The following is a 24,105-nucleotide window of genomic DNA, read 5'->3' as shown; positions in this document are numbered from 1 at the left end:
CCACAGAGCACGGATTGCTCGACCTTCGGGCCACGGACAGGCCTCGTCTTCTGATCCCGAGGTGTCCATCGTGCTCGACTCCGCCTTCACGCCTCTGGCGGTTCCGCGCGTGGGCGAGACTCCGATCGACATCCGCGGCGAGGCCGATCGGGCGCGAACCCGCGGTTACGCCGACGGGTTCGCCGAGGGACGGCGCATCGCGCTCGACGCGGCGGAGCACGAGCAGATCCTTCAGCAGCAGCGGATGCAGGAGCTCAGGGAGTCCTACCTGCACCAGCGCGGATCGGCACTCGCTGCTCTCGACGCGGCCCAGGCGGAATACCGGCGACGGGTCGACGAGGTGAGTGCGCTCTCAGCAGATCGTCTCGAGGAGCTCGCGGTGGACCTGGCCCGGGTGATCCTCGGGGTCGAGCTCTCGGATGCCGCGCGATCCGCTGCCCACGCCCTGCGTCGGGCGCTCGCGGAGGTCCCGGTCGACCGGTGGACCGGGGTGACCTTCAGCACCCGCGACCTGCAGACGCTGCAGGACGACGAGCCTCCGACCCTGCAGCGGATCCCGGCGACGGCCTCCGACACGGTGGACGCCGGCGGAGCGATCGTCCGCGTCGAGGACGGCGCCGTCGACACCCGCGTCGCCGGGGCGCTGGCACGTGCGAGTTCCGCGCTCCGCGGCGACGACGACCTCGAGGCGATCGCATGAGCGCGGCGACCGCAGCATGGCGGCGTGCGCTCGACGCTGCGCGGCCCGAACGCCTCGGCACGGTGACGTCGGTGCGGGGACTCGGAGTCGAGATCGCCGGTCTCGACGGGGCCGTCGGAGACCGGGTGCGCATCGACGCGGGGGCTTCGCGAGCGGTCGATGCCGAGATCGTCGCGATCGACGGCACGTCCGCCCGGTGCATGCCCCTCGGCAGGGTCGACGGCATCACCGCTCGGGCTCGGGTGCGTCATGGGGGAGCGCCCCTGCAGGTGCCGACCGGCCGAGCGCTGCTGGGTCGTGTCCTCGACGGGCTCGGCCGCCCCATCGACGGCAAAGGCCCGCTCGGGCCCGGCGCGTCCTTCGTCTCACTCGATCACGACGCCCCCAGCATCATGGATCGGCAGCGCATCGACCGCCAGCTCGGACTCGGCGTACGCGTGCTCGACACCATGACGCCCGTGGGCACCGGGCAGCGTCTGGGACTCTTCGCGGGGTCGGGCGTCGGCAAGTCGTCACTGATGTCGATGGTGGCCCGCGGCTCGACGGCGGATGTCACCGTGATCGCGCTGGTCGGAGAGCGCGGACGCGAGGTGCGCGAGTTCCTCGAAGACGATCTCGGTCCTGACGGACTGGCGCGCTCCGTCGTCGTCGTCGCGACATCCGATCAGCCGGCGATGGCGCGTCTGCGGTCGGCCTTCGTCGCCACGCGGATCGCCGAGAGCTTCCGTGACGATGCGCTCGACGTGGTGCTGATGATGGACTCCCTCACCCGTGTCGCCATGGCGCAGCGCGAGATCGGCCTCAGCGCGGGAGAGCCGCCCGCCACCCGGGGATATCCGCCCTCCACGTTCTCTGTTCTCGCGCGGCTGCTGGAGCGGGCCGGCACCGGCCCGACCGGCTCGATCACCGGCCTCTACACCGTGCTCGTCGACGGCGACGATCACAATGAGCCGATCGCTGATGCCGCGCGGGGGATCCTCGACGGGCATGTCGTGCTCGACCGTGCCCTCGCGATCCGCGGGCATTTCCCGGCCGTCGACGTGCTCGGCTCGATCTCGCGCGTCGTGTCGAAGATCACCTCCCCGGCGCAGCGACAGGATGCGGTGGCACTGCGGAGCGTGCTCGCTGCCCGCCGCAGCGCCAACGATCTCATCGACATCGGTGCCTATCGGCCCGGTGCGAACCCGCTGGTCGACGCCGCTCTCGCGCACGAGCCGGCGATCTCGGGCTTTCTCACGCAGCGGATGGACGACCTCACCGCGTCCGACGACTCCTGGCGGCAGCTCGCCGCGCTCACCACCGACTTCGGAGGGCTCGCCCGATGACCTTCACCCTGTCCGGACTGCTTCGGGTGCGCGGCGCCCAGGAGCGTGTCGCCGCCGAGCACCTCTCGCGTGCGAGTGCGGAGCGCACCGATGCCGAAGACGCCGTGACCGACGCGGTGTCGAGCCTCTCCGAGATCAGCGCGCAGATCGACGATCCTCGCGCGCTGATGGCCATGGCCGCCGCGCGTGCCGCAGGTCGCAGCACGCTGAGCGATCTGCAGGCGCTCGTCGAGATGCGCAGGATCGAGGAGTCGTCGGCACGATCGGCCCACATCGACGCGCGACGCGAGCTCAAGGGGCTCGAGCGTCTCGAGGACGCTCATCGCACCGAGGCTGCGAGGGTCGACCTCGCGGCGGAGCAGACCGCCCTCGATGAGATCGCCGTGGCCCGCACGACCCGGCACGCGGGGAGCGCCGCGTGAGCGGGATCGACGCGGCGATCGCCCGCGTCGAGGCCATCGAGAGCCGGATCGTCTCGCTGGACCCGGCGGCGCGAGCCGCGGCCGCGCAGGCACCGACGGAGACGAGCGCCGCGACCGGAGAGGCGAGCGCGGCGACCTTCGCGGGCATGCTCGAGGCGGCGCAGGCGGCATCGGGTGCCCAGACGACGACACCGGGCGCGACGCCGGGGGCCGTCTCGGGTGCTGCGGATCCGACGACACCCGCCGGCAGCGCCGATCTCGCCGCCGCTCTGCAGACGTTGTTCGCGGCCGGGTCCGCCGACTCGGCGGCACTCGGGGGCACCTCGGCTTCACTGCGGAAGATCATCGAGATGGCGGGATGAGCGCCGTGAGCCTGCTGGGACCGGTGCCGGGAGTCACACCGGAGCGGGAGGTCGATCGCGGTGCGACAGGCGGCTCGGTCGCGCACTTCTCATCCGTGCTCTCCGACCAGGACCTTCGGCTCTGCGAATCGCACTTCCGCGTCCGCGAGGAGGATGCGTCGCGTGCTCCTTCCGACAGCGACTCCGAGGGGTCGACCCCGATCGGTGCGGATAGGACGGGAGCGCTGCTGCTGCAGCTCGCGGCGCAGCGGGGGTCCTCGGCCGACGCCGTGACGCCGCCGCCGGTCGGTGCCTCGACGCCTGCCGACGAAGCGATGACGGCGCCGGAGTCGTCGGGGGCGGATGGCGGCGATCGGCCGGCGTCGTCAGTGCCGGTGATTCCGCTCTCGCCGACCGACCTGGCGATGACCGACCCGACGATGACCGAACCGGCGATGACCGAACCGGCGATGACCGGCACGGCAGGGACTGCTGCGCCGACCGGCATGACCGCGACGGGTGCGTCGACGTCGACCGGCACACCGACGATGATCGGCATCCCGGCGACGACCGTCACTCCGGCGACGACCGGTGCGGGCGACGTCGGGACCCCGCAGGCCGCGTCGGGATCGGACACCGCGGCCAGGCCGGCGGGATCGCGCGGCACGGACGAGACCGTGGTCACCCCGGCAGGGTCGTCACGCGTCTCGGCCGAGGCCCCGATGCCGGCCGCCGCTCCGGCCGCGTTCGCACCCTCCGCGTCCGTCACCGCTCCCGACACTGCGTCCGCCTCTGCCGCCCTGGCCTCCACCTCTGCCGCCGTCGATGCCACCTTCGGTGCGGCGGCTCCCTCCGGTGTCGCGGCATCGCAAGGCGCGTCGGCCGCGGTGGACGACGCGCCTGCCATCGCTGTCGAGCGCGCTCAGCCCTCCGCCTCGGTGACGCCGACCGCTGCCACGGCACCCGCTCCCGTGCCCTCGACCGCACCGCTCGCCGCCCCCGATGCGGCGGACGCGAGCACTCGGGCCGTGGCGGCCCAGGTGTCGCCGGTCGTCGTGAGCATCGCCCAGCGCCCCGCGGGCACGCATCAGCTCACCCTCACGGTGAACCCCGACAACCTCGGACCCGTCACCCTCCGCGCGCACATCAGCGCGGCCGGCGACGTGCAGGTCGAGCTCAGCGGCGCGACCGAGATCGGACGAGAGGCACTGCGCACCATGCTCGTCGATCTGCGGCGGGATCTGGCCGGCGTCATGCCCCACGCCACCCTCAGCATGGGCGTCGACGCCGGGGCCGAGTCGCCCTCGGACCGCGGAGGCCAGCCGGGAGCCGGGGGAGCGGCCGGCGACCCGAGCGCGAGTGAGAGCGACGGGCGACCGAGACAGCATCCGGAATCCGACCCCGGTCGGACGTCACCCGCAGTCAGCCCGACCACGACCATCGCCGTCGGCGCGGGTCTCGACATCTTCGCCTGAGAGGACCACATGACCGTCGACGCCGTGGGCGCACCGAGCGCCATCCATACGGGCAGCACCATCGACCCGGCCGCACGCAAGCAGGTGCTGGACGGCGAGGTGTTCCTCAAACTGCTCGTCACCCAGCTCACCCATCAGGACCCGTCGAGTCCGATGGACACCAACGAGATGATCTCGCAGACCACCCAGCTCGCCATGATGGAGCAGCTCACGGCCCTCGCCGACAGCGGTGCCGAGGCGTTCGCCCTGAATATGCGCCAGGCGGCGAGCGCGCTCATCGGCCAGCAGGCCAGCTACAAGGATGCCGACGGCGCGACCGTCTCCGGCATCGTCACCAAGGTGTCGTTCGACGGTCCCATCCCGCAGGTGACGATCGGCGACAAGACCGTCTCCCTCGACGCCATCACCGGCGTCACCACCCCGACCACCCCCGCGGCTCCCGCCCCGGCCGCCCTCTGACCTCCGTCTCCCACAGGAAGAGAGAACCCTCATGCTCCGCTCGCTCTACTCCGGCATCTCCGGACTCCGCTCGCACCAGACCATGCTCGATGTCACGGGCAACAACATCGCCAACGTCAACACGGCCGGCTTCAAGGGGTCCTCGGTGCTGTTCCAGGACTCCCTGTCGCAGCTCGTCGGCAATCCGGGCATCCCCGACGACGAGGTCGGCGGCCGCAACCCCGCCCAGGTCGGACTCGGTGTGCAGGTCGCCGGAGTCCGCACGAACTTCGCGCAGGGTTCCGCGCAGGCGACCGGCCGTGGGGGAGACCTGATGATCTCCGGCGACGGATTCTTCGCGGTGCGTGCGGGAGGGGAGACCCTGTACACCCGCGCCGGGGCCTTCTCGTTCGACCCCACGGGCAAGATGGTCACCGCCGACGGCGCGGTCGTGCAGGGCTGGTCGGCGCAGAACGGCATCGTCAGCACCGGCCAGGCGACGGGGAACATCGTGCTTCCCCTCGACGCGGTGGCGCCGGCGCGCGCCACGACGGCCGCCTCGGTGACCGGCAACCTGCCCTCGACCGCTGCGGTGGGCGACGAGCTCGTGCGCGATGTCAAGGTGTACGACGCGCAGGGCACACCCACGACTCTCAGCCTGACGTTCACGAGGACCGCCGCGGGCTGGGACGTCACGGATCCCGCCAGCGGTGCCACGGGGGCACTCGCGTTCACGAACGGAGTTCAGGCCGCTCCCGGTCTCACTCTCGTCGCCGGCGCCGTGACCGTCGACCTCGGCGCCGTCACCGGCTACGCCGAGCTGTCGACCGTCGCGGTCTCGGAGCAGAACGGGGCCGCGGCGGGCACCCTGAAGTCGTACAGCATCACCGGCGACGGATCGATCGTCGGCACCTTCAGCAACGGAGCGACGCAGACTCTCGGCAAGATCGCGATGGCGACCTTCGCCAACCCCGAGGGACTCGAGAAGGCCGGCGGGACGGCCTACCGGGTCTCGGTGAACTCGGGCGGAGCACGGGTGGGGGAGCCGGGAGACGCGGGATTCGGCGATCTGGTCTCGGGTGCTCTCGAGATGAGCAACGTGGACCTGTCGCAGGAGTTCACGAACCTCATCGTCGCGCAGCGCGGGTTCCAGGCGAACGCCCGCATCATCACCACCAGCGACGAGGTGCTGCAGGAGCTCACGCAGCTGAAGCGCTGAGGTCGTGCCACCGCCTCGGGCCCCGGTCGCCGGGTCCCGAGGCGGTGTCCGTTGCAGGCCCGAAGCAGGTCCGGCTTGTGTCCGTTTGCAGGATCGAAGCACGGATGCCGGATCGGACGGCCGGTATTGTCCTGCAGACGTGCCGTGGTCCTGCAGACGGTACGGCAGGCAGCAGATGGTACGGCAGGCGGCAGACGGTACGGCAGGCAGCAGACGGTACGGCAGGCGGCAGACGGTACGGCGGGCGGCAGACGGTACGGCGCGCGGCAGACGGTACGGCGGGCGGCAGGCATCGGACCGCGGCACCCGGCATCACACGTCCGCACGCCGGTTACCCGGTGCTCACAGCGTCGCGATAGTCGGACGGACCTCCCACTCGCCCGACGCCCGGAGCCTTCTCGATGATCATCGTCACCCGCCTCGACCGCACGCGGTTCGCGGTGAACCCGGACCTGATCGAACGCATCCTCTCGTCTCCCGACACGACCCTGCACATGGTCGACGGCAAGGTGCATGTCGTCGTGGAGTCCCTCGACGAGGTCATCGAGCGCATCGTCGCGTATCGCGCACGCGTGCTCGGGGTCGCGCAGTCCCTGACCACGGGCTCGCTCGCCGCGCAGGATCGGATCTGATCGTGGATCCCGCATTCCTCATCGGCGTCGTCCTGGCGTTCGGCGCCCTGGTCGCGATGATCACGATGGAGGGCGCGAGCTTCGAGGCGCTGCTCATCCCCGCCCCGATGATCCTGGTGCTCGGCTCGACGATCGGCGTCGGCATCGCCAGTCACACCCTGCGCGACACGATCCTCGCGGTGCAGAGTCTCGGACGCATGGTCCGCGGTCCGAAGATGACCCCCGAGGCCGTGATCCCGTTCCTGGTCGGGTATGCCGAGAAGGCACGCGGCGAGGGACTACTCGCGCTCGAGCAGGAGCTCGACCGCGCCCCCGACGCCTTCACCCGGCAGGCACTGCAGGCGCTCGCGGACGGCACCGACCCCGAGGATCTGCAGACGGTGATGGATGACGAGATCGCCGCGACCGCGTCGCGCACTCGCGTCGCCTCGAAGTTCTTCGGGTCCCTGGGCGGCTACGCGCCGACCATCGGCATCGTCGGCACGGTCGTCTCGCTCACCCACGTGCTCGAGAAGCTCGACGAGCCCGATCACCTCGGGCCCATGATCGCCGCGGCCTTCGTCGCCACGCTGTGGGGACTCCTGTCGGCGAACTTCATCTGGAACCCGATCTCCGGTCGCCTCGGCCGGATCGGGGCGGTGGAGCTCGAGCGCATGACCCTCGTCTCCGAGGGCATGCTGGCGATCCAGGCGGGAAGCGCTCCGCACCTGCTGCAGGAGCGGCTCGAGGCGCTCTCGACCGTCAAGCCGAAGGCGAAGAAGCCGAAGCGCGAGCAGACACCGGCCGCCGAGGACGCCCGATGAGCACGGCCCGTCGGACACGCGGCCGCGGGCACGAGGACGATGCGCACGACGAGCCCGACGAGCGCTGGGCGGTCTCGTACGCCGACATGGTGACGGTGCTGATGTGCCTGTTCATCGTCCTGTTCGCGGTGTCGAACGTCGACAAGACGAAGTTCGAGCTCCTCGCCAACAGCCTGGCCACCGGGTTCGGGCAGGAGAGCACCGAGGGTGGAGCGGACACCGCCGAGGGCATCGTCGTCCCCGAGGAACTGCAGGACGACGACGGGGTGGTGGATCTCACCGCCAGGGCCGAGGCCGAGTTCGAGTCGCTCGAGCAGCTGCGTGACCGCATGACCGCGTCCCTGGCCACACAGGGCCTGCAGGACACGGTGCAGTTCGTGATCGACGACCGCGGTCTGCAGGTCGGTCTGGTCGGCGCCGAGACCTTCTTCGCCGACAACAGCACGGAGCTCTCGGCCAAGGCCGATTCGGTGCTCGACGCGATCGGCGACGTCCTGACCACGGTCGACAACCAGGTCAGCGTCGAGGGGCATGCCGACCATCGCGTGTCGGCGCTGCCGTTCCCCACCAACTGGGAGCTGTCCGGCGGGCGGGCGACCCAGGTCGCGCGGTTCCTCGTCGAGCACGAGGGTGTCGGAGGGCCGAGGGTGAAGGCGACGGCGTACTCGGACACCCGCCCGATCGCTCAGGGAGACAGCCCGCAGGCGCTGGCGAGCAACCGTCGCGTCGACATCGTCGTGGAATCGACCGAGGCCGAGCAGGTGCGGGCTCTGATCCCCGCCATCGCTGCCGCGTCGAAGGACTGAGGAGATATGAGCACCACCGCCGAGTCGACCGTCGTCAGCGCACACACCGTGCTCGAGCCGGCCTCCGTGCGCCACCCCGCGTACGACTTCGGCCGTCCTGCACAGCTCGGGCGCGAGAGCACCCGACACCTGGAGGCGGCATTCGAGTCCTTCGCCCGTCTGTGGTCGTCGCAGCTGACCGACAAGATCCGGGTGCGTGCGCACCTCGCGTTCGATCGCGTCGAGCTGATCAGCTACGAGGAGTACTCCGACACCCTGCCCAGCACCACGGCGATGGTCGCGGGCTCCTTCGTCGACCGCGACGAGCCCTGCGTGGTGCAGTTCGGCCTCGACGGCGCACTGCTGTGGGTCGTGCAGATGATGGGCGGCCGCAGCACGGCGCTGCCCGAGCCCCGCACCTTCACCCCGATCGAACTCGCGCTGGTGCGCAATCTCATGGAGGGCACCTTCGAGCACCTGCATGCGAGTCTGGACGCCCTGCTGCCCGGTGCGCCGCGGTTCAGTGCGGTGCACTACAACCCGCAGTACCTCCAGGTCGTCGCCGCGACGGCCGCGGTCATCGTCGCGCGCTTCACGATGCGGTTGGGCGACTCCGAGACGAGTGCGACCGTCATGCTCCCGGCCTCCGCGGTCGTGGACCGCCTCGCAGCCACGGGCTCGGATGCCGACCCGGGGCACTCGGCCGGGCAGACCCTCGAGCAGGTCCGCAGCACTCCGCTGGAGATCACGCTGCGCCTCGCGCCGCTCACGATCGGCGCCGGCGAGATCCTCGATCTCGCGCCGGGAGACCTTCTGCGTCTGCCGCATCCCGAGACGCGACCGTATGAACTCGTGGCAGGGCAGACGCCGATCGGCCTCGCCACACCGGGCAGCAGGGGCTCCCGCCTCACCTGCATGATCACGAGCACTTCCGAGGAGACCCACTGATGAGCACCTTCCACGCCACCGCCGTCGCCGCCGCGATAGCCGGCAGGCTGCCGTTCGCCTTCCCGGTCATCCCGGCGCCGTCCACCGACCCCGGTGCGTCCGGAGACGCGGTCGTCGTCGCGTTCGCCGGCAGCCCGGGCGCCCGCCTGGCGATCCAGGTGGTCGACCCCGCGCAGCTCGAGGACGGGTCGAAGAGCGCGCCGCTGGCCGATCGCCTGCATCCGGTGTTCGAGGCCGCCGTGGCCGTGCTGGGCAGCGGATCGCTGGGCGGGGGCGAGGTGCTCGACGCCGCAGAGGTGTTCACCGATGCGGGCACCCAGGTGTTCGACATGGTCGACGCCGCGGGCAGCGTCGTCGCCAGGGCCGCCGTGCGGATCGACGGTGCGCGGGCCGACGTCGCTCCCGGGCCGCAGCGGCTGAGTCGCATCGCCGGCGTCGAGATGGAGCTGGTCGTCGAGATCGGACGCACACGGATGCCGGTGCGCGACGTACTGTCGCTCGAACCCGGACGCGTCGTCGAGCTCGACCGCGCGGCGGGATCCCCCGCCGACATCAAGCTGAACGGCCGTCTCATCGGCCACGGCACCGTGGTGGTCGCCGACGGCGATTTCGCGATCCGCGTGGAGCGCATCCTCGACGGCGCAGAGGCCGTCTGAACGATGGACGACATCCTCATCGCCCTGCGCGCGATCGTCGCGCTCGGAGCCGTGCTCGGCCTGCTGCTCTTCCTCAGCCGTCGACTCCAGAAGTCGCAGGCGAAGGGCGTCAGCCCGCTGTCCGGACTCCTGCCGAAACGTCTGAGCAGACTCGCGGAGCTGCGGCCGACGCGCACGACGGCGCCGCCTCGTGCCCGCCAGGAGAAGATCACGGTCGTCGCGAGATCCGGCATCGGCGCCAGGGCCCAGCTCGTCGTGGCCGAGTTCGGCGGCATCCGCTACGTGCTCGGCGTGACCGAGCACGGGATCAACGTCGTCGACACGCAGGAGGCTCCGCTCCTCGACGACGACGAAGCGAGCGGACGCGAACCGGCGGAGCGCGACACGGCCGAGACGGACGAGCTGCAGAACGACATCGTCGATCGCGCACTGAAGTCCGTCGCCTGACATCGACCCGCCGCGACGACGACCTCGCCGTCGAGGGGTTACCGGCACGGCCCCGCGTCGCGATAGTCGACAGCGAGCACGGATAGCTCGCCCCTCTGGCTACGGATCGGCCACGACACCCACCTTCGGAGTGCCGCCGTGCCCGTATCCGCCGCCGCCGTGCTGCCCGCGCCTCTGCCGCGCCGCGCGCGCCGGCTGTGGGCTATGCTCGCCGTCGCCCTCTGCCTGATCGCCGTGCTGGTGCTGATCGACGCGACCGGGGCTCATGCGACCCCTGCGCTGCTCGCGACCGAGACCGGTGACGGCGACGGCGGTGGCGTGACCATCAACGGCATCAACGGGTCGCCGTCCGACAGCATCATGACCCTGCTCGGCATCACGGTCCTCAGCGTGGCCCCCGCGCTGCTGCTGATGATGTCGAGCTTCACGAAGATCTTCGTGGTGCTGGCGCTCACCCGCAACGCGCTCTCGCTGCCCTCGATCCCGCCGAACCAGGTGCTGGCGGGGCTCAGCCTGTTCCTCACCCTGTTCATCATGTGGCCGGTGCTCACCGACATCAACACGGTCGCCGTCAGCCCGTTCACCGACGGACAGATCGAGTTCGGGCGTGCGTTCGAACTCGCCCAGGAGCCCCTGCGGAACTGGATGCTCTCGTACACGCGCGAAGAGGACATCGCGCTGATGCACAGGGCGGCGCAGATGGACAACCCGTCCGATCCGTCCGGCATCCCGTTGCAGACGCTCGTCCCCGCCTTCATGATCAGCGAGCTGCGCGCCGCCTTCCTCATCGGCTTCATCATCTTCGTGCCGTTCCTCGTGATCGATCTGGTCGTCGCCAGCGCGCTGATGTCGATGGGAATGATGATGCTGCCGCCGGTGATGATCTCGCTGCCGTTCAAGATCCTGCTCTTCCTGCTCATCGACGGCTGGGGAATGGTCATCACCGCCCTCGTGCAGTCGTACAACGGGGGCGGCGGATGAACCCCGAGGCCGTCATCGACATCGGTCAGGCCGCCCTGATCGTGGGCGCGAAGCTGTGTGCGCCGATGCTGATCACCGCGCTCGTGGTCGGCTTCGCGATCTCGCTGCTGCAGTCGATCACCCAGGTGCAGGAGATGACCATCTCGTTCGTGCCGAAGCTCGTCGCCGTCGGCATCGCCCTGCTCGTGAGCGGGCACTGGATGATCGCCGAGATGATCGCGTTCACGAACGAGATGTTCGCCCGCATCCCCACGCTCCTGAACGGGGGATGATGAACATCCCCCTCGACTTCGGGTGGCTGGAGGCCACGGCGCTCGCCTGCGTGCGGATCACCGCCTTCCTCGTGCTGGCCCCGCCGTTCAGCCATGGCACGATCCCGATGCGCATCCGCGCGATGCTCGGGGTGGGGCTGGCCCTCGCCGTCTCGCCCGTCGTGACCGCAGGATACGAACGCCTCGACACCGGCGGGTTCCTGTTCGCGCTCGTCGGTCAGGCGATCACGGGCGCCCTGCTCGGGTTCCTCGTCATGGTGCTCTTCAGCGCGATCCAGGGCGCGGGGCACCTGGTCGACACCTTCGGCGGCTTCCAGATGGCGCAGGCGTTCGACCTCGGCATGGCGATCAACGGGGCGCAGTTCACCCGTCTGTTCCAGATGACGGCGATCATGCTGCTGTTCGCCTCCGACGGGTACCAGCTGGTGCTCGGCGGGCTGTTCCGCTCGTTCGACGCCGTCCCGGTGACGGGGATGATCGACCTCAGCACCCCCGCCGAAGCCCTCGTCGGCGCTGCCGGGCAGATGATGCTCAGCGCCGTGCAGATCGCCGGCCCGCTGCTGATCGCGCTCTTCCTCGCCGACGTGGGTCTCGGGCTCGTCAGTCGCGTGGCACCCGCGCTGAACGCCTTCGCGATGGGCTTCCCGATCAAGATCGGCCTCACGCTGCTGCTCGTCGGCTTCGTGTACGCCGCGCTGCCGAGTGTCGTGGCCGTGATCGCCGAGGATGCGGCACGGCTGCTGCTGGGAGTGACCCGATGAGCCAGGCCGAGAGCGGGGAGCGCACCGAGAAGGCCACGGATCGTCGCCTCAAGGAGGCGCGCAGGAAGGGGCAGATCGGGCGCAGTCAGGACTTCACGGCCTGGGTCTGCATCGCCGCGGCGGCGGTCATGATGGTGCCGACGATCGCGTCGGGCACGCAGGTGCTCACCGAGCTGTTCCTCGCGGTGGCGCCGGTGGCGAAGGATCCGAGCGACGGCGCCGCGCTGGACGTCCTCGGCGCGGCGCTCTCGTCGCTCGGCGGCATCATGATGCCGATGCTCGTCGTGGTGCTCCTCGCCACCACGGCGACCGCGGTGGCGCAGGGCGGCATCCACCTGCGCGGTGTGACGATGCGGACGGAGCAGTTCAACATCGTCTCGGGCATCATGCGGGTGTTCGGCAAGCAGGCGCTCTGGGAGGGGGCGAAGGCGCTGCTCAAGACCGTCGCCATCGGACTCGCACTGTGGATCGTCGTCTCGGGTCTCGTCCCGGTGCTCATGGCGAGCGGCAGCCACAACATCACCTGGCTGCTGGAGCAGGCGGCCGGGGGAGCGGTGGCGCTGCTGCAGGTCGCGGTGGCGGTGGGCATCCTGCTCGCCGCGATCGATGTGGCCGTCGTCATGCGACGCAACCGCAAGCACACGCACATGACCAAGAACGAGGCGAAGGACGAGCACAAGAAGAGCGAGGGCGACCCGCTCGTGCGGTCGCAGCGCCGATCGCGGCAGCTCGCGATGAGCCGGAACCGGATGATCGCCGCGGTCGGCGAGAGCGATGTCGTGCTCGTGAACCCCACCCACGTCGCGGTGGCGCTGCGCTACGAACCGGGCAAGTCGGCGCCGCGGGTCGTCGCGAAGGGCGCGGGCATCGTCGCGCAGAAGATCCGCGAACGCGCGGAGGAGGCGGGAGTGCCCATGATCCGCGACATCCCCCTGGCGCGCGCCGTCCACGCCGCCTGCGAGCTCGGCCGGGAGATCCCCGAAGAGCTGTACACCGCGGTGGCTCAGGTGCTCGCGTTCATCGAGCACCTCAAGCGTCGCGGTGCCGCGCGTGGCACGCACACCATGCCGTTCGCCAGCACTCGAGACCGCGGTCTCTGAGCCCCCGTCCCCGTCGAGAGAGAACGAGAAGCACATGTTCGGTCAGCTGCTGTCCAAGGGCGCCGTGCCCGTCGGTGTGGTGGGCATCATCCTGCTGCTCATCGTGCCGATCCCCACGCCGCTGCTCGACGTGCTCATCGTGCTGAACATCTCGTTCGCGCTGCTGATCCTGCTCACGGCGATGTTCGTGAAGAAGCCGCTGGACTTCTCGGTCTTCCCCAGCCTGCTGCTGGTCGCCACCCTCTTCCGACTCGGACTCAACGTGGCCTCGACCCGCCTGGTGCTCAGCGAAGCGCACGCCGGTCAGGTCATCCAGGCGTTCGGGCAGATCACCATCAGCGGGTCCCTGGTGATCGGCGCCGTCATCTTCCTCATCCTCACGGTCATCCAGTTCGTGGTGGTCACCAAGGGCGCCGAGCGCGTGGCGGAGGTCGGCGCGCGATTCACGCTCGACGCGATGCCCGGCAAGCAGATGGCGATCGACGCCGACCTGAACGCGGGGCTCATCACCGACGTCGAGGCGCGCCGGCGCCGCGCCGAGGTCGCCGCGGAGGCCGACTTCTACGGGGCGATGGACGGGGCGTCGAAGTTCGTGAAGGGCGACGCCATCGCCGGCATCGTCATCGTCGTCATCAACTTCGTCGGCGGCATCATCATCGGCATGGTGCAGCACGGCATGGAGATGGGGGATGCGCTCGAGACGTACAGCATCCTCACGATCGGCGATGGTCTGGTCACGCAGATCCCCGCGCTGCTCATGGCGGTGTCGACCGGCATGATCGTCACCCGCGAGAACGCCGAGACCGAGATGGGTCAGGCGGCGGGACGCCAGCTCATGCAGTCCCGCAATGCGCTGGTGATCACCGGGCTGGCCGCGATCGCCATGGGGTTCATCCCCGGCATGCCGCTGCTGGTGTTCCTCGTGATCGGCTCGGTACTGCTGTTCGCGGCGTCGCGCGTGAAGGCGAACGAGGATCGCGATGCCGCCCTCGAGGCCGACGCTCTGCAGCAGGAGGCGGTGGACGCGAGCGCGGAGGGGCCGGAGGAGCTGATGGATCGGATGCGCGTGCATGCGCTGGAGATCTCGCTCTCGCCCGACATCGTGGATCTCGCGTCCGGGGGCGCGGGTGATCTGCTCACCCGTGTGAAGTCGCTGCGGCGCAAGCTCGCCCTCGACATCGGCATCCTGATGCCGCCGGTGCGCACCCGCGACAACATCGACCTGCCGGCGCAGACCTACGCGATCCTCATCGCCGGCGTCGAGGCCGGACGAGGATCCGTTCCCCGCGGCCACGTGCTCGCGATCGGCTCCGGGCTCGAGCAGCTGCCCGGGACGGCGGTCGTCGACCCGGTCTTCGGCCTGGAGGGCAAGTGGGTCCCGGCCGAGATGTCGCACGCGGCCGACATGGCCGGCGCGACGGTGATCGACCGAGCGAGCGTCATCATCACCCACCTCTCGGACATCGTGCAGGGCCAGGCGGATCGGCTGCTCTCGCTCGAGGACGTCCGCCAGCTGACCGAGCACCTCAAGCAGACGAGCCCCGCGACGGTGGAGGAGCTCACCCCGGCCGTGCTGTCGCTCGCCGCCATCCAGCGCGTACTGGCCGGACTGCTCGCCGAGAGGGTGCCGATCAACGATCTCGCCCGGATCTACGAGGCCCTCGCCCTTCGTGGCAAGGCCTCGGCCGATACCGCGGGGCTCATCGACGTGGCGCGCGCGGCGCTCGGACCGGCGATCGCCGCCCGCTTCGCCGAGGAGGGGCGCATCCGGGTCGTGATGTTCGAGCCCATCCTCGAGCAGCAGATGCTCGAGGGCATGAGAGTGGTCGAGGGGCAGCCGCAGATCGTGCTGACCCCCGAGACCACGATGCAGGTCCTCGACAACGTGCGCCGCACCGTCGAGGAGCTCGATCCGTCGGGTTCCGAACCCGTGCTGGTGTGCGCCCCGACGCTGCGTCACGCCGTGCGACGGCTTGTCGCGTCGCAGGTGCGCGGCCTCCCCGTGCTCTCCTACGACGAGGCGGCGTCAGGCGGGCTCGCCACCGATGTCGTCGGCGTGGTGCGCATGACGAACCCGGCGCTGCCCGCTGCCACCCTCTGATCTCGAATTCTGCTCATTTACGAGATGAGTGCGATACATTTGTGCACAGAGGCGCGACCGTGCCCAGCCATGGAAGGCAGACGACGCATGCTGGTACTGACGAGACGCGCCAACGAGAGCATCGTCATCGGCGATGACATCACCATCACCATCCTCGCGGTCACTCCGAGCGGTGTCAGGGTCGGCATCGACGCCCCGCGGGACAAGCGCATCAACCGCGCCGAGATCGTCGTCGCCGTGAGCGATGCCAATCGTGAAGCGCTGCAGGCCGCGGCCGACGAGACGGCCGAATCGCTGCTGCTCGACGTTCTGGGACGTCCGGGCGCGGGCCGCTGAGCGCGAGCGGGCGCACGGTGCGGACCACGGATGCCGCATGCGCTCCGCTCCGTGGAGTTACTGACGCTCACGTTGTCGCGATAGTCGGACGTGCGACGGGCTTCCCCCTCGCGGAAATCGCGACATGACGAGGTGACCAATCGTGGCCGCTCACGACCTGAGCATGCAACTGATGCGAGAGCGCGACCTGCTGGAGGTGCTGCTGTTCAAGCTCGACGAACAGCAGATGCTGCTCGCGACGGGACGCAATCGCTGGATCCACCACGCGGCGAACGAGATCGAGCGCGTCCTCGCGGCCATGCCGACGGTCGCTCTCTCCCGTGACACGCTGGTCATCTCGGTCGCCGACGAGTGGGGCGTCCCCGAGGCGACCACGCTGCAGGACCTGATCGATGCCGCGCCGACCGATGCCTGGCGCGAGATCCTGTCGGGACACCTCACGGCCATGGTCACTCTCGCAGACGAGATCGGCGAGATGAAGAAGGTCAACGAGCAGCGTCTGCGCACCGCGATCCGCATCACCCAGGAGACCATCGCCGGACTCGGCGTTCCCACCGGCGAGTACGACCCGCAGGGCGGTGTCGTCCGCGACGGCGACGCCCGACTGCTCGACACCAGGGTGTGAGGACGATGTCGTCGTTCGCCGGACTCCGGCTCGCCCAATCGGCGCTCAGCGCCGCCCGCGCGGGGATGACCGTGACAGGTCAGAACATCGCGAACCAGACCACGCCGGGATACACGCGGCAGCGGGTCGACCAGACGTCGATCGTGGCGCCCGGACAGACAGGACTGTGGCCGTCGGGTCTCGCCGTCGGCGGGGGAGTGGGCGTCACCGGCATCGCCAGGCTCGGAGACGACATCCTCGACGCCAGAGTGCGTGACGCCCTCGCGACCTCCGGGTTCTGGGTGGCGCGAGCCACCGCCGCGAGCCAGGCCGAGGACGTCCTCGCCGAGCCCACCAAGGACGGGCTCGCGGCGAACCTCGACCGTTTCTGGGCAGGATGGTCCGATCTCGCCAACACCCCCGACACCGCGGCGGCACAGGTCGTGCTCACGAATGCCGGCGTGCTCATCGGTCAGATCGCCGCAGGCTACGGCACGATCGCCTCGCAGTGGCGCGACCTGCGCGGTCAGGTCGACAGCCAGATCGCCGACGTGAACGCGGTCGCCGGTCAGGTCGCCGCGCTGAACGGACAGATCCGCGAGGCTCTGCAGTCCGGACGCAACGCGAACGAGCTGATGGATCAGCGCACGGTGCTCGCGCAGCAGCTGTCCACGGCGGTCGGAGCGACGGGCATCGTCGAGGCCGACGGCACTCTGACCCTGCGCGTCGACGGGAACGCTCTCGTCTCCGGCGACAGCAGCAGGTCGCTGGTGGCTTCAGGTCCTCGTGACGTGGCCGACGGCGGACGGGTGGGCATCGCGTGGGCGGACCGCCCCGGCGTGCCGGTGACGGTCACCGGCGGACTCGTCGGTGGGACGATCAGTGCGCTGGCGCCCGCGGCAGACGGGGGAACGCTGGCAGGCGTCGCCGCCGCGTACAACCGCACGGCGACCGCCCTGGCGACCGCCGTCAACGACGTCCACCGCACCGGTGTCACGTCGGCCGGCGCACCCGGGGGCGACTTCTTCGCGCTGTCGGCGACGGGCCCCGCGGCCCTCGGCCTGCGCGTGGTGCCCGTCGGGCTCGCCGACCTCGCACTCGCGGCACCGGGTGCCGGGGCGAAGGACACGACCGTCGCCGACCGCATCGGCGCTCTGGCGACGTCGACGACCGGACCGAGCGCGACGTGGTCGAGCTTCGTCACCGGATTCGCCGTGAGCGTCGCCGGTGATCTGCAGCGCGCCGACATCGCCGACATGGGAGCTGTCGCCGCGGTCACCGCGCAGCAGTCGAACGCGTCGGTCGACGGCGACGAGGAGACGATCAACCTCCTGACCTACCAGACGGCCTACCAGGCGGCGGCCCGCGTGCTGACGGCCGTGGACGAGGCGCTGGACATCCTGATCAACCGCACCGGCCTCGTCGGCCGCTGACTCTGGGGAGAGTGACATGATCGGTCGCATCACGAGCAGCACCATGACGCAGCAGTCGCTGCGCACGCTGCAGACCAACCTCGCCGACCGCGATCGGCTGCAGAATCAGGCCGCCTCGCAGCGCGCCTTCCGGACTCCCAGCGAGGACCCGGCCGCCGCCGCCACGACGCTCGGCGTGCACGGCGATCAATCGCGGGTGGCGCAGTACTCCCGCAATCTGAGCGACGGGATGGCGTGGGTCACCACGGTGGACACGGCCCTCGGCGCGAGCGTCGATCTGCTCAACCGCGCCAGGGACCTCACCGCTCAGGGGGCGAACTCCGGCGCGCTCAGTCCGGCTGCCCGCGAGTCGATCGCGCAGGAGCTCGAATCGATCAGCGCCGAGCTGCTGGCGAAGGCGAACACCACCGTTCTCGGTCGCAGCGTCTTCGCCGGGACGAGCGACGCGGGAGCGGCCTTCGACCCGGGGACGTTCACCTTCAACGGAAGTCCGGGAGACGGCGTGCGCAGGCGGATCAGCGACAACGAGACGGTGCGTGTCGACGCCGACGGCGCGCAGGCCTTCGGGGACGGCGCGAACAGCGTGTTCGCGATGCTCGGCGACATCGCCGCGGAGCTCCGGAGCGGGGCGGAGGTCGGACCACGACTCGCGGACATCGACGCGCGACTCGACGGTCTCGTCGCCGCCCGAGGGGCGACGGGCGCCCGGCAGGTGCAGCTGGAGCGTGCGGCGTCGCAGAACCTGTCGACGTCCATCGACCTCGAGGCTCGCCGTGCCGAGGTCGAGAACGTCGACAGTCTCGAGGTTCTGGTGCGACTGCAGTCGGCCGAGCTCGTCTTCCAATCCGCGCTGCAGGTGACCGCCCGGTCGCTGCAGACCAACCTGCTGGAGTTCCTGCGATGACCGCTGCCGCCACCCCCGCCCCCGCTGCTGCCGTCGAGACGACCAGCGCGGTGGAGTTCGTCTCGCCGATGCCCGGGCTCGCCCCGCATACCGCGTTCACCCTGGCCCGGATCGGAGAGGGGAGCGGGCTCTATGCGCTCAGGGCCGCCGACGCCGATGTGCGGCTGTTCCTGCTCGATCCGCGCACCGGCTCCTATGGGTACGCCCCGAGCATCCCCGCGGATGCCCGCGCGCTGATCGGAGCCGCCGACGATGCCGAGGTCGCGCTCTTCGTGATCGCGAATCCCTCGTCCGAGGGCATCCGCGTCAACCTCAAGGCGCCCGTCCTCATCCATCTCGACACCGGTCGCGCGACCCAGATCATCCTCGACGACCCCGCGTATCCGGTGCGCGCACTGCTCGCTCCCTGACGCCGCCCGCCGCGCTTGCGCGGAATATTTGCGAATTCACCGCATATACCAAGGAACATCGTCTACGCTCTGAGTGCACAGGCTGGGGTACTGGCAGATCCAGGGGACGGCGCAGAAGAGTGGGGCCTGGGCGTTCCGTGGATGGCTGGTAGGGGTACAGCGCACATCGCTCGGTGACGAGCGACATTCGATGGGACGGATGAAGACATGAGCACATCAAGGACGCTCGAGACGAACAGGGTCAGCAAGCGGGAGTTCGTGCAGAGGTTCGCGCGACGTGGGGGCATCTCGGTTCCGGCCGCGCAGACCGCCTACAACGCGATGATCGACGAACTGCTCGACCTCGTGGGCCGCGGGAACACGGTCACGCTCACCAACTTCGGCAAGTTCTATCCGCAGACGCACAAGGGGCACCGCGTGCAGTTCGCGAAGGGTGAGGGCGACGCCGAGGTCAACGACTACACGGTCCTGAAGTTCTCCGCGACGCGTGAGGTGAACCGGCGTGTCAAAGTGAACGACTAGTCATCGTTATCTGAACGTAAACGAGAATCCCCGACGGTTTCGGCCTCCGGGGTTTTTTCGTGCCTCCGCGGACGTAGCATGTAGTCAGAAACGAAGTCCTGACCTCTGGGGAGTGGTCGTGCTGTGAGTCATCGGGGAGGACTCGCCCCTACGGTGGAAGAGACGGAACCCCCATGACGATGCGTGCGCGTAATCAGCTCGTGGTCGATCACCTGCACATCGTCGGTGCGGCGACGGCCCGCATCGCCGCTCGCCTCACTCAGGTCTCCCGAGAGGATCTCGCCGCGGCCGGAGCTTTCGCACTGGTGCGGGCCGCGGAGAAGTTCGATGCCGGTCTCGGCGTCCCCTTCGGAGCGTTCGCCCGCGGCCGGGTCGACTGGGCGCTGAAGGACGAGCTGAGGGCCATGGACTGGGCACCGCGCGCCGTACGCGCGCGCGCCAAGGAGACCACCAGGGTGCGGCAGGCTCTCGCCGCCGCGCTGGGTCGGATGCCATCGGTCGTCGAGATCGCCGCGGCGATGGGCGTGGCCACGGACGACGTCAGAGAGGGGCTCGCCGACGCGGAGCTGATGCTCACCAGCCTCGATGCGCCGAACGCGCCCGAGATCGTCTGGACGGGGTACCTGCCGGAGGAGCTCGCGATCGCCGCGGAGCGAGACGAGTTCCTGCGGCGCGCCGTCGACGCGCTGCCCGAGCGCAAACGGCTGATCGTGCGGGCGGTGTACTTCGAGGATCGCACGGTCACCGAGATCGCCCACGAGCTGGGGGTCTCGCATGCGGCCGTCTCGCAGCAGCGAGCGGCGGCGGTGCGGATGCTCAAGGACGCACTCGAACGGCATGACGCCGATACGCCGCGCGACGACGCCCACCCGCCACGGCCCGACACCGATGCATCTCGGCACGAGGCGCAGACCGCGTCGCGCTCGTCCACATCGACCTGTGACGCCTACGTCGACCGGGTCGTCGCGGGCGGACGGCGATTCACCCGCGCAGTGGTGTCACACGCCGTCAGCGCCTGAAGGTCGCCGCCGCCCGGCATCCGGGTCAGACGACCGTCAGAAACCGAACCCGTAGGCCGGCTGCCCCACGAGGATCAGCGCCACCGTCGTCGGGTACACCTCGGGCTGCTCGTCCTCGTCGTCGATCAGCTCGAGCTTGTGGATGGGCACGAAGATGCCGCCGTCCGCCTCGAAGAGGAGGTCCCGCGGCACGAAGGTCGCGAAGATCGAGCGGTTCGCGTTGCGGAGCTCGAACGTGCGTGCGACGTCGCCGCGTTCGAAGAGGTTCATCTCGACCTCCTCCGCCCACACCTTGCCGTCGGGGAACCTGGCCTCGATGCGGTACGTGCTCGGCTCCACCGCCTTGATGTTGAGGTCCTCCACGATCTCGGCGAAGAGCGTGTCCGGCTGGTCGAGTTCGAAGGCGATCGCCCGCAGGTGGTCGTAGTTCAACCGGGCCCGTCGCGAGAAGAGCGCGACGTTCTCGATCTCGTCGCGGTGGGCCCGCGGCGCCTGGTCGATCAGGTACTGGCGCACCTCGTCGGGGCCCGGGTACTCGAACCGCATGTGGTAGTGGAATCGGCCGGGGCGATTGACGATGTAGGTGCTGACGTCGGCGATGTCGTTCACCGTGACGCAGTAGAGACGCTTGACCGAGGAGAGCCCGTCGAACAGGGGCAGGAACTGATTCTGACGGTTGGTGCCGTCGGCGGATCCGCGACGGCCTGCGGGGAAGGTCTTCTCGAACTCGTCGAAGATGATGAGGCACTCGTCCAGGCTCTCCAAGAACTCGACGATGCCGTCGTTGTCCTCCGAGACGATGACCACCGGCAGGCAGAGCTCTCTGGCCTCTTCGGCGACCATGCGCAGGAACAGTGTCTTGCCGATCCCCTTGTCGCCCGAGAGCATCACGCCGAGACTGCGGTCGCTGAGCGCGTAGGAGCGGAAGATCTTGTCGACCTTCCTGTCGCGGCCTCCGTACACCCGCTCGGTGCCGACGGTGAGGTCGTCGATCTTGATCAGGCTGAATCCCTCTTTCGAGGTGAAGTGCACCCGGTAGGTGCCGAGGGGGAACTCCAGGTGCGTGCGGACGGCGTCGTCGTAGACGCGCACGTGCCCACCCGTCTCGATGTAGGTGCTGGTCACAGTCCTCCTCCTTCGCTCCCCGTTGTGTATATCGGTTGGGATCGACGGACCGTAAGGCGATCGGGAGAGCAGTTTCCGCAGTAGCCTGTTCGCACGACGGGCGTGGGGACGCTCGGGTCAGGGGAACCGGGGCATGGGTGTACACGAGCGGGGCGAGCAGCCGATCGTCGGCGGGATCATCGTGGTCGTCGAGGCGGCACCGCAGGGGCTGATGCAGTACACGCTGGACCCCGAGGCGCGCACGCCGATCTGGCAGGCCGTGATCATCGCGCATGACGACGCCGTGATCGCCTCGGCGACGACGCCGGAGCAGACGGCCGATCTGCTCGTGCGCGGCAGCATCGAGTGCATCCGACGGAGCATCCCCAGCCTCACGGTCGACGGGCTGACGATGCGGCCGGAGGTGGGGCCGAACGACAACGCGCAGATCGTCGCGGCGGGTGAGGCCCGCTTCCTCCGTTCGGAGTGGGATGCCGTCGCCGAGCGGCCCGACTCCTTCCCTCAGACGAGGTAGGCGTCGACGAGGAGCGACCCGCGGATCTCGCGGAGCTCGTCCACGATCCGGTCGACGCCCCGCCGGCCGATGCCGGACATCGGCAGATCGTGCGGTCCGATCGGCTCCAGAGCTCCCGTGCGGATGCGGATGACCTCCCAGCCCGCAGCCCGGAGCGCGCGGTCCTTGCGCTCGTCGGCCTCCTGTCGTCGTCCGACGTGCTCGAGCCCGTGACGCCCGACCGTGTCGTACTCGATGGCGACTCGCAGCTCGGGCAGGAGGATGTCGGGCCACACCTCGGTGTGGCGGAAGAACGGGCGCGATACCTTCACCGCGTTGACGTCGGCGGCGAACGTGAGTCGGGCGTGCAGTGCGGCTCTGAGCTTCTCTTCGGATGCCGACGCCGGCGTCGGCGCGCACACGCTCGCGAACGCCTCGCCGGTCGGGAGGTCGGGTGTCTTGCCGCACAGCGTCGACGGCGTGCGGGCACGGCGCGGAATCGCGCGCGCCTCGCCGAGGATCACCGGCTGCGGGCGCGCGAGCGACGAACACTCCGGACACCATGCGGACTGGCGACGCACCCGCCCCGGCCGCTCGCGCTGCTCGGTCGGGGTCGCGGCGAAGCGGTGCCCGGCCCGGCACTCCCAGCACAGCAGCACGTCGGCGGCCAGAGGCACCTGCGAGAGCGCGATGCCGTGGTTGAGCTCCGGATGGTACTGGCGGATGAGCTCCGGGTAGGCGGCCCACCCGGCGCGGTAGGTTCCCTTCTCGTAGGGCACGTCGAGTCCGCGCGAGAACTGACGTCTCGCCCACCACGTCGGCACGGAGTCAGGCACGCTCGGAACCTACGCGGGGGCGCCGACATCGCCGAAGGGGAGCCGACGTGACAGAATCTCGGGGACGGCCGTCGACGGCAGTCGGACAGGGGAGCTCGCATGGCGCAGCGCATCGTGATCAGCGGAGCATCGGGCCTGATCGGCACGGTGCTCGCGTCGTCGCTGAGAGCCGACGGCATCGACGTGACGACGCTGGTGCGGCGCCCGCCCCGGGTGCCCACCGAGGTGCAGTGGGCGCCGGGCGAGCGGGAGCTCGATCCCGATGTGCTCGACGGAGCGGATGCCGTGGTCGCGCTCGGCGGCGCCAGCGTCGGTCGGCTTCCCTGGACGCGGGGCTACCGGCGGGAACTCGTCGAGTCCCGGCTGACGACGACGCGCACGATCGCGACGGCGGTGCGCGCGCTCAGAGACGCGGCTCCGGCGTTCGTCTCGGCATCCGCGGTCGGATACTACGGCTCCGCGCCCGGTGAGACGCTGACCGAGGACTCGCTTGCCGGCGACACCTTCCTCGCTCAGCTCTGCGTCCGCTGGGAACAGGAGGCGCGGCGGGCGGGGGAGCATACGAGGGTGTCGCTGCTGCGCACGGCACCGATCATCCACCGCCGAGGGGTGCTGAAGCCGCTGATCCAGCTCACCCGGTTCGGACTCGCGGGTCCGATCGGTCCCGGTCGTCAGATCTGGCCCTGGATCTCGCTCGACGACGAGGTCCGCGGCATCCGTCACGTGATCGACGCGGGCCTCGAAGGTCCCGTGAACTTCACCGGACCCACGCCGGCCTCGGCGAACGACATCGGCCGGGCGCTGGCCGAGAAGATGCACAGGCCGTTCTGGGTGCCGGCTCCCTCCTTCGCGCTGCGGCTGGCGCTGAGTACGGAGGCCGCCGACTCGCTGCTGCTCTCCGATGCCGACGTGCGTCCGACGGCGCTGGAGGCGTCGGGGTTCGAGTTCACGCACCGCACGGCGCGGCAGGCGGTCGACTCCGCGCTCTGAGGGGCGCGACGCTCGTTCAGACCTGTC

At 69.9% G+C, this 24,105-nt stretch carries 29 protein-coding genes; 27 read left to right on the top strand and 2 right to left on the bottom strand.

All coding sequences use genetic code 11. The features are described 5' to 3' along the window. Window positions 1-61: 61 nt before the first annotated feature. From ABTZ43_RS07195 to ABTZ43_RS07075, 25 genes are all read left to right on the top strand, one after another. Window positions 62-700, top strand: a complete 639-nt coding sequence (locus ABTZ43_RS07195) for a FliH/SctL family protein (protein ID WP_350538333.1) — start codon at window positions 62-64, stop codon at window positions 698-700. Then, on the top strand, window positions 697-2,025 hold the full coding sequence (locus tag ABTZ43_RS07190; protein WP_350538332.1) for a FliI/YscN family ATPase: 1,329 nt from the start codon (window positions 697-699) through the stop codon (window positions 2,023-2,025). The genes ABTZ43_RS07195 and ABTZ43_RS07190 overlap by 4 nt, the downstream gene beginning before the upstream one ends. After that, window positions 2,022-2,447 carry a flagellar FliJ family protein gene (locus ABTZ43_RS07185; RefSeq protein ID WP_350538331.1) on the top strand — a complete coding sequence of 142 codons (426 nt, stop codon included), beginning with the start codon at window positions 2,022-2,024 and terminating at the stop codon, window positions 2,445-2,447. Before ABTZ43_RS07190 ends, ABTZ43_RS07185 begins: the two co-directional genes overlap by 4 nt. Then, entirely contained in the window at window positions 2,444-2,809 is a 366-nt protein-coding gene (locus ABTZ43_RS07180) for a hypothetical protein (RefSeq protein ID WP_350538330.1), read from the top strand. Before ABTZ43_RS07185 ends, ABTZ43_RS07180 begins: the two co-directional genes overlap by 4 nt. Further along, window positions 2,806-4,263, top strand: coding sequence for a hypothetical protein (locus ABTZ43_RS07175; protein WP_350538329.1), 1,458 nt, complete (start codon window positions 2,806-2,808; stop codon window positions 4,261-4,263). Before ABTZ43_RS07180 ends, ABTZ43_RS07175 begins: the two co-directional genes overlap by 4 nt. Before the next feature lie 9 nt (window positions 4,264-4,272). After that, a complete protein-coding gene (locus ABTZ43_RS07170) occupies window positions 4,273-4,722 on the top strand; it encodes a flagellar hook capping FlgD N-terminal domain-containing protein (RefSeq protein WP_056417944.1) in 450 nt (149 codons plus the stop codon). Window positions 4,723-4,753: 31 nt separating this feature from the next. Continuing rightward, a complete protein-coding gene (locus tag ABTZ43_RS07165; RefSeq protein ID WP_350538328.1) occupies window positions 4,754-5,920 on the top strand; it encodes a flagellar hook protein FlgE in 1,167 nt (388 codons plus the stop codon). 401 nt (window positions 5,921-6,321) lie between these two features. After that, a complete protein-coding gene (locus ABTZ43_RS07160; protein WP_056417938.1) occupies window positions 6,322-6,552 on the top strand; it encodes a flagellar FlbD family protein in 231 nt (76 codons plus the stop codon). Window positions 6,553-6,554: 2 nt separating this feature from the next. Beyond that, entirely contained in the window at window positions 6,555-7,355 is an 801-nt protein-coding gene (locus tag ABTZ43_RS07155; protein WP_350538327.1) for a motility protein A, read from the top strand. Further along, a complete protein-coding gene (locus tag ABTZ43_RS07150; RefSeq protein WP_149422929.1) occupies window positions 7,352-8,161 on the top strand; it encodes an OmpA/MotB family protein in 810 nt (269 codons plus the stop codon). The genes ABTZ43_RS07155 and ABTZ43_RS07150 overlap by 4 nt, the downstream gene beginning before the upstream one ends. 6 nt (window positions 8,162-8,167) lie before the next feature. Continuing rightward, window positions 8,168-9,088 (top strand): FliM/FliN family flagellar motor switch protein, encoded by a 921-nt coding sequence (locus ABTZ43_RS07145; protein WP_149422930.1) that lies wholly within the window; start codon window positions 8,168-8,170, stop codon window positions 9,086-9,088. Further along, window positions 9,088-9,744 carry a FliM/FliN family flagellar motor switch protein gene (locus ABTZ43_RS07140; RefSeq protein WP_350538326.1) on the top strand — a complete coding sequence of 219 codons (657 nt, stop codon included), beginning with the start codon at window positions 9,088-9,090 and terminating at the stop codon, window positions 9,742-9,744. Before ABTZ43_RS07145 ends, ABTZ43_RS07140 begins: the two co-directional genes overlap by 1 nt. A 3-nt stretch (window positions 9,745-9,747) precedes the next feature. Beyond that, window positions 9,748-10,191 carry a flagellar biosynthetic protein FliO gene (locus ABTZ43_RS07135; RefSeq protein WP_350538325.1) on the top strand — a complete coding sequence of 148 codons (444 nt, stop codon included), beginning with the start codon at window positions 9,748-9,750 and terminating at the stop codon, window positions 10,189-10,191. 204 nt (window positions 10,192-10,395) lie between these two features. Next, window positions 10,396-11,172 carry a flagellar type III secretion system pore protein FliP gene (gene fliP / locus ABTZ43_RS07130; RefSeq protein ID WP_149423484.1) on the top strand — a complete coding sequence of 259 codons (777 nt, stop codon included), beginning with the start codon at window positions 10,396-10,398 and terminating at the stop codon, window positions 11,170-11,172. After that, window positions 11,169-11,444, top strand: coding sequence for a flagellar biosynthesis protein FliQ (fliQ, locus tag ABTZ43_RS07125; RefSeq protein ID WP_045253034.1), 276 nt, complete (start codon window positions 11,169-11,171; stop codon window positions 11,442-11,444). The genes fliP and fliQ overlap by 4 nt, the downstream gene beginning before the upstream one ends. After that, window positions 11,444-12,205, top strand: a complete 762-nt coding sequence (locus ABTZ43_RS07120) for a flagellar biosynthetic protein FliR (protein WP_350538324.1) — start codon at window positions 11,444-11,446, stop codon at window positions 12,203-12,205. Before fliQ ends, ABTZ43_RS07120 begins: the two co-directional genes overlap by 1 nt. Then, window positions 12,202-13,305 carry an EscU/YscU/HrcU family type III secretion system export apparatus switch protein gene (locus ABTZ43_RS07115; RefSeq protein WP_149422933.1) on the top strand — a complete coding sequence of 368 codons (1,104 nt, stop codon included), beginning with the start codon at window positions 12,202-12,204 and terminating at the stop codon, window positions 13,303-13,305. The genes ABTZ43_RS07120 and ABTZ43_RS07115 overlap by 4 nt, the downstream gene beginning before the upstream one ends. A 34-nt stretch (window positions 13,306-13,339) precedes the next feature. Beyond that, window positions 13,340-15,406, top strand: coding sequence for a flagellar biosynthesis protein FlhA (locus ABTZ43_RS07110; RefSeq protein ID WP_350538323.1), 2,067 nt, complete (start codon window positions 13,340-13,342; stop codon window positions 15,404-15,406). 87 nt (window positions 15,407-15,493) lie between these two features. Continuing rightward, window positions 15,494-15,742 (top strand): carbon storage regulator CsrA, encoded by a 249-nt coding sequence (csrA, locus tag ABTZ43_RS07105; RefSeq protein WP_350538322.1) that lies wholly within the window; start codon window positions 15,494-15,496, stop codon window positions 15,740-15,742. 142 nt (window positions 15,743-15,884) lie between these two features. Beyond that, window positions 15,885-16,367, top strand: coding sequence for a flagellar export chaperone FlgN (flgN, locus tag ABTZ43_RS07100; protein ID WP_056417907.1), 483 nt, complete (start codon window positions 15,885-15,887; stop codon window positions 16,365-16,367). Window positions 16,368-16,372: 5 nt separating this feature from the next. Next, window positions 16,373-17,779 (top strand): flagellar hook-associated protein FlgK, encoded by a 1,407-nt coding sequence (gene flgK, locus ABTZ43_RS07095; RefSeq protein ID WP_056417904.1) that lies wholly within the window; start codon window positions 16,373-16,375, stop codon window positions 17,777-17,779. Between the two features lie 16 nt (window positions 17,780-17,795). Further along, the gene (flgL, locus tag ABTZ43_RS07090) at window positions 17,796-18,683 is read left to right on the top strand and encodes a flagellar hook-associated protein FlgL (protein ID WP_082539378.1); all 888 of its coding nucleotides are present in this window, start codon (window positions 17,796-17,798) and stop codon (window positions 18,681-18,683) included. Next, window positions 18,680-19,093: a flagellar assembly protein FliW gene (gene fliW, locus ABTZ43_RS07085; protein WP_056417899.1), complete on the top strand. Its 414-nt coding sequence runs from the start codon at window positions 18,680-18,682 to the stop codon at window positions 19,091-19,093. The genes flgL and fliW overlap by 4 nt, the downstream gene beginning before the upstream one ends. 207 nt (window positions 19,094-19,300) lie before the next feature. Beyond that, the gene (locus ABTZ43_RS07080) at window positions 19,301-19,615 is read left to right on the top strand and encodes an HU family DNA-binding protein (RefSeq protein WP_056417896.1); all 315 of its coding nucleotides are present in this window, start codon (window positions 19,301-19,303) and stop codon (window positions 19,613-19,615) included. A gap of 173 nt (window positions 19,616-19,788) precedes the next feature. Beyond that, on the top strand, window positions 19,789-20,634 hold the full coding sequence (locus tag ABTZ43_RS07075; RefSeq protein WP_350538321.1) for a sigma-70 family RNA polymerase sigma factor: 846 nt from the start codon (window positions 19,789-19,791) through the stop codon (window positions 20,632-20,634). 36 nt (window positions 20,635-20,670) lie between these two features. Here ABTZ43_RS07075 and ABTZ43_RS07070 read toward each other — a convergent pair whose 3' ends face one another. After that, the gene (locus ABTZ43_RS07070) at window positions 20,671-21,759 is read right to left on the bottom strand and encodes an AAA family ATPase (protein ID WP_149422939.1); all 1,089 of its coding nucleotides are present in this window, start codon (window positions 21,757-21,759) and stop codon (window positions 20,671-20,673) included. A 133-nt stretch (window positions 21,760-21,892) separates the two neighbouring features. On the opposite strand from ABTZ43_RS07070, the gene ABTZ43_RS07065 reads away from it, so the two are divergent. Next, window positions 21,893-22,273: a hypothetical protein gene (locus ABTZ43_RS07065; protein WP_253386158.1), complete on the top strand. Its 381-nt coding sequence runs from the start codon at window positions 21,893-21,895 to the stop codon at window positions 22,271-22,273. Here ABTZ43_RS07065 and ABTZ43_RS07060 read toward each other — a convergent pair. Beyond that, window positions 22,261-23,088, bottom strand: a complete 828-nt coding sequence (locus tag ABTZ43_RS07060) for a zinc-ribbon domain-containing protein (protein ID WP_350538320.1) — start codon at window positions 23,086-23,088, stop codon at window positions 22,261-22,263. The genes ABTZ43_RS07065 and ABTZ43_RS07060 overlap by 13 nt on opposite strands. Window positions 23,089-23,187: 99 nt before the next feature. On the opposite strand from ABTZ43_RS07060, the gene ABTZ43_RS07055 reads away from it, so the two are divergent. After that, window positions 23,188-24,078 carry a TIGR01777 family oxidoreductase gene (locus tag ABTZ43_RS07055; protein ID WP_350538318.1) on the top strand — a complete coding sequence of 297 codons (891 nt, stop codon included), beginning with the start codon at window positions 23,188-23,190 and terminating at the stop codon, window positions 24,076-24,078. The last annotated feature ends 27 nt before the right edge of the window (window positions 24,079-24,105 follow it).

Source organism: Microbacterium sp. NPDC097977 (assembly GCF_040302605.1).
Lineage (GTDB): Bacteria > Actinomycetota > Actinomycetes > Actinomycetales > Microbacteriaceae > Microbacterium.
Note: the sequence above shows the minus strand (reverse complement) of the source record. Positions and strands in the feature narration are given on the sequence as shown.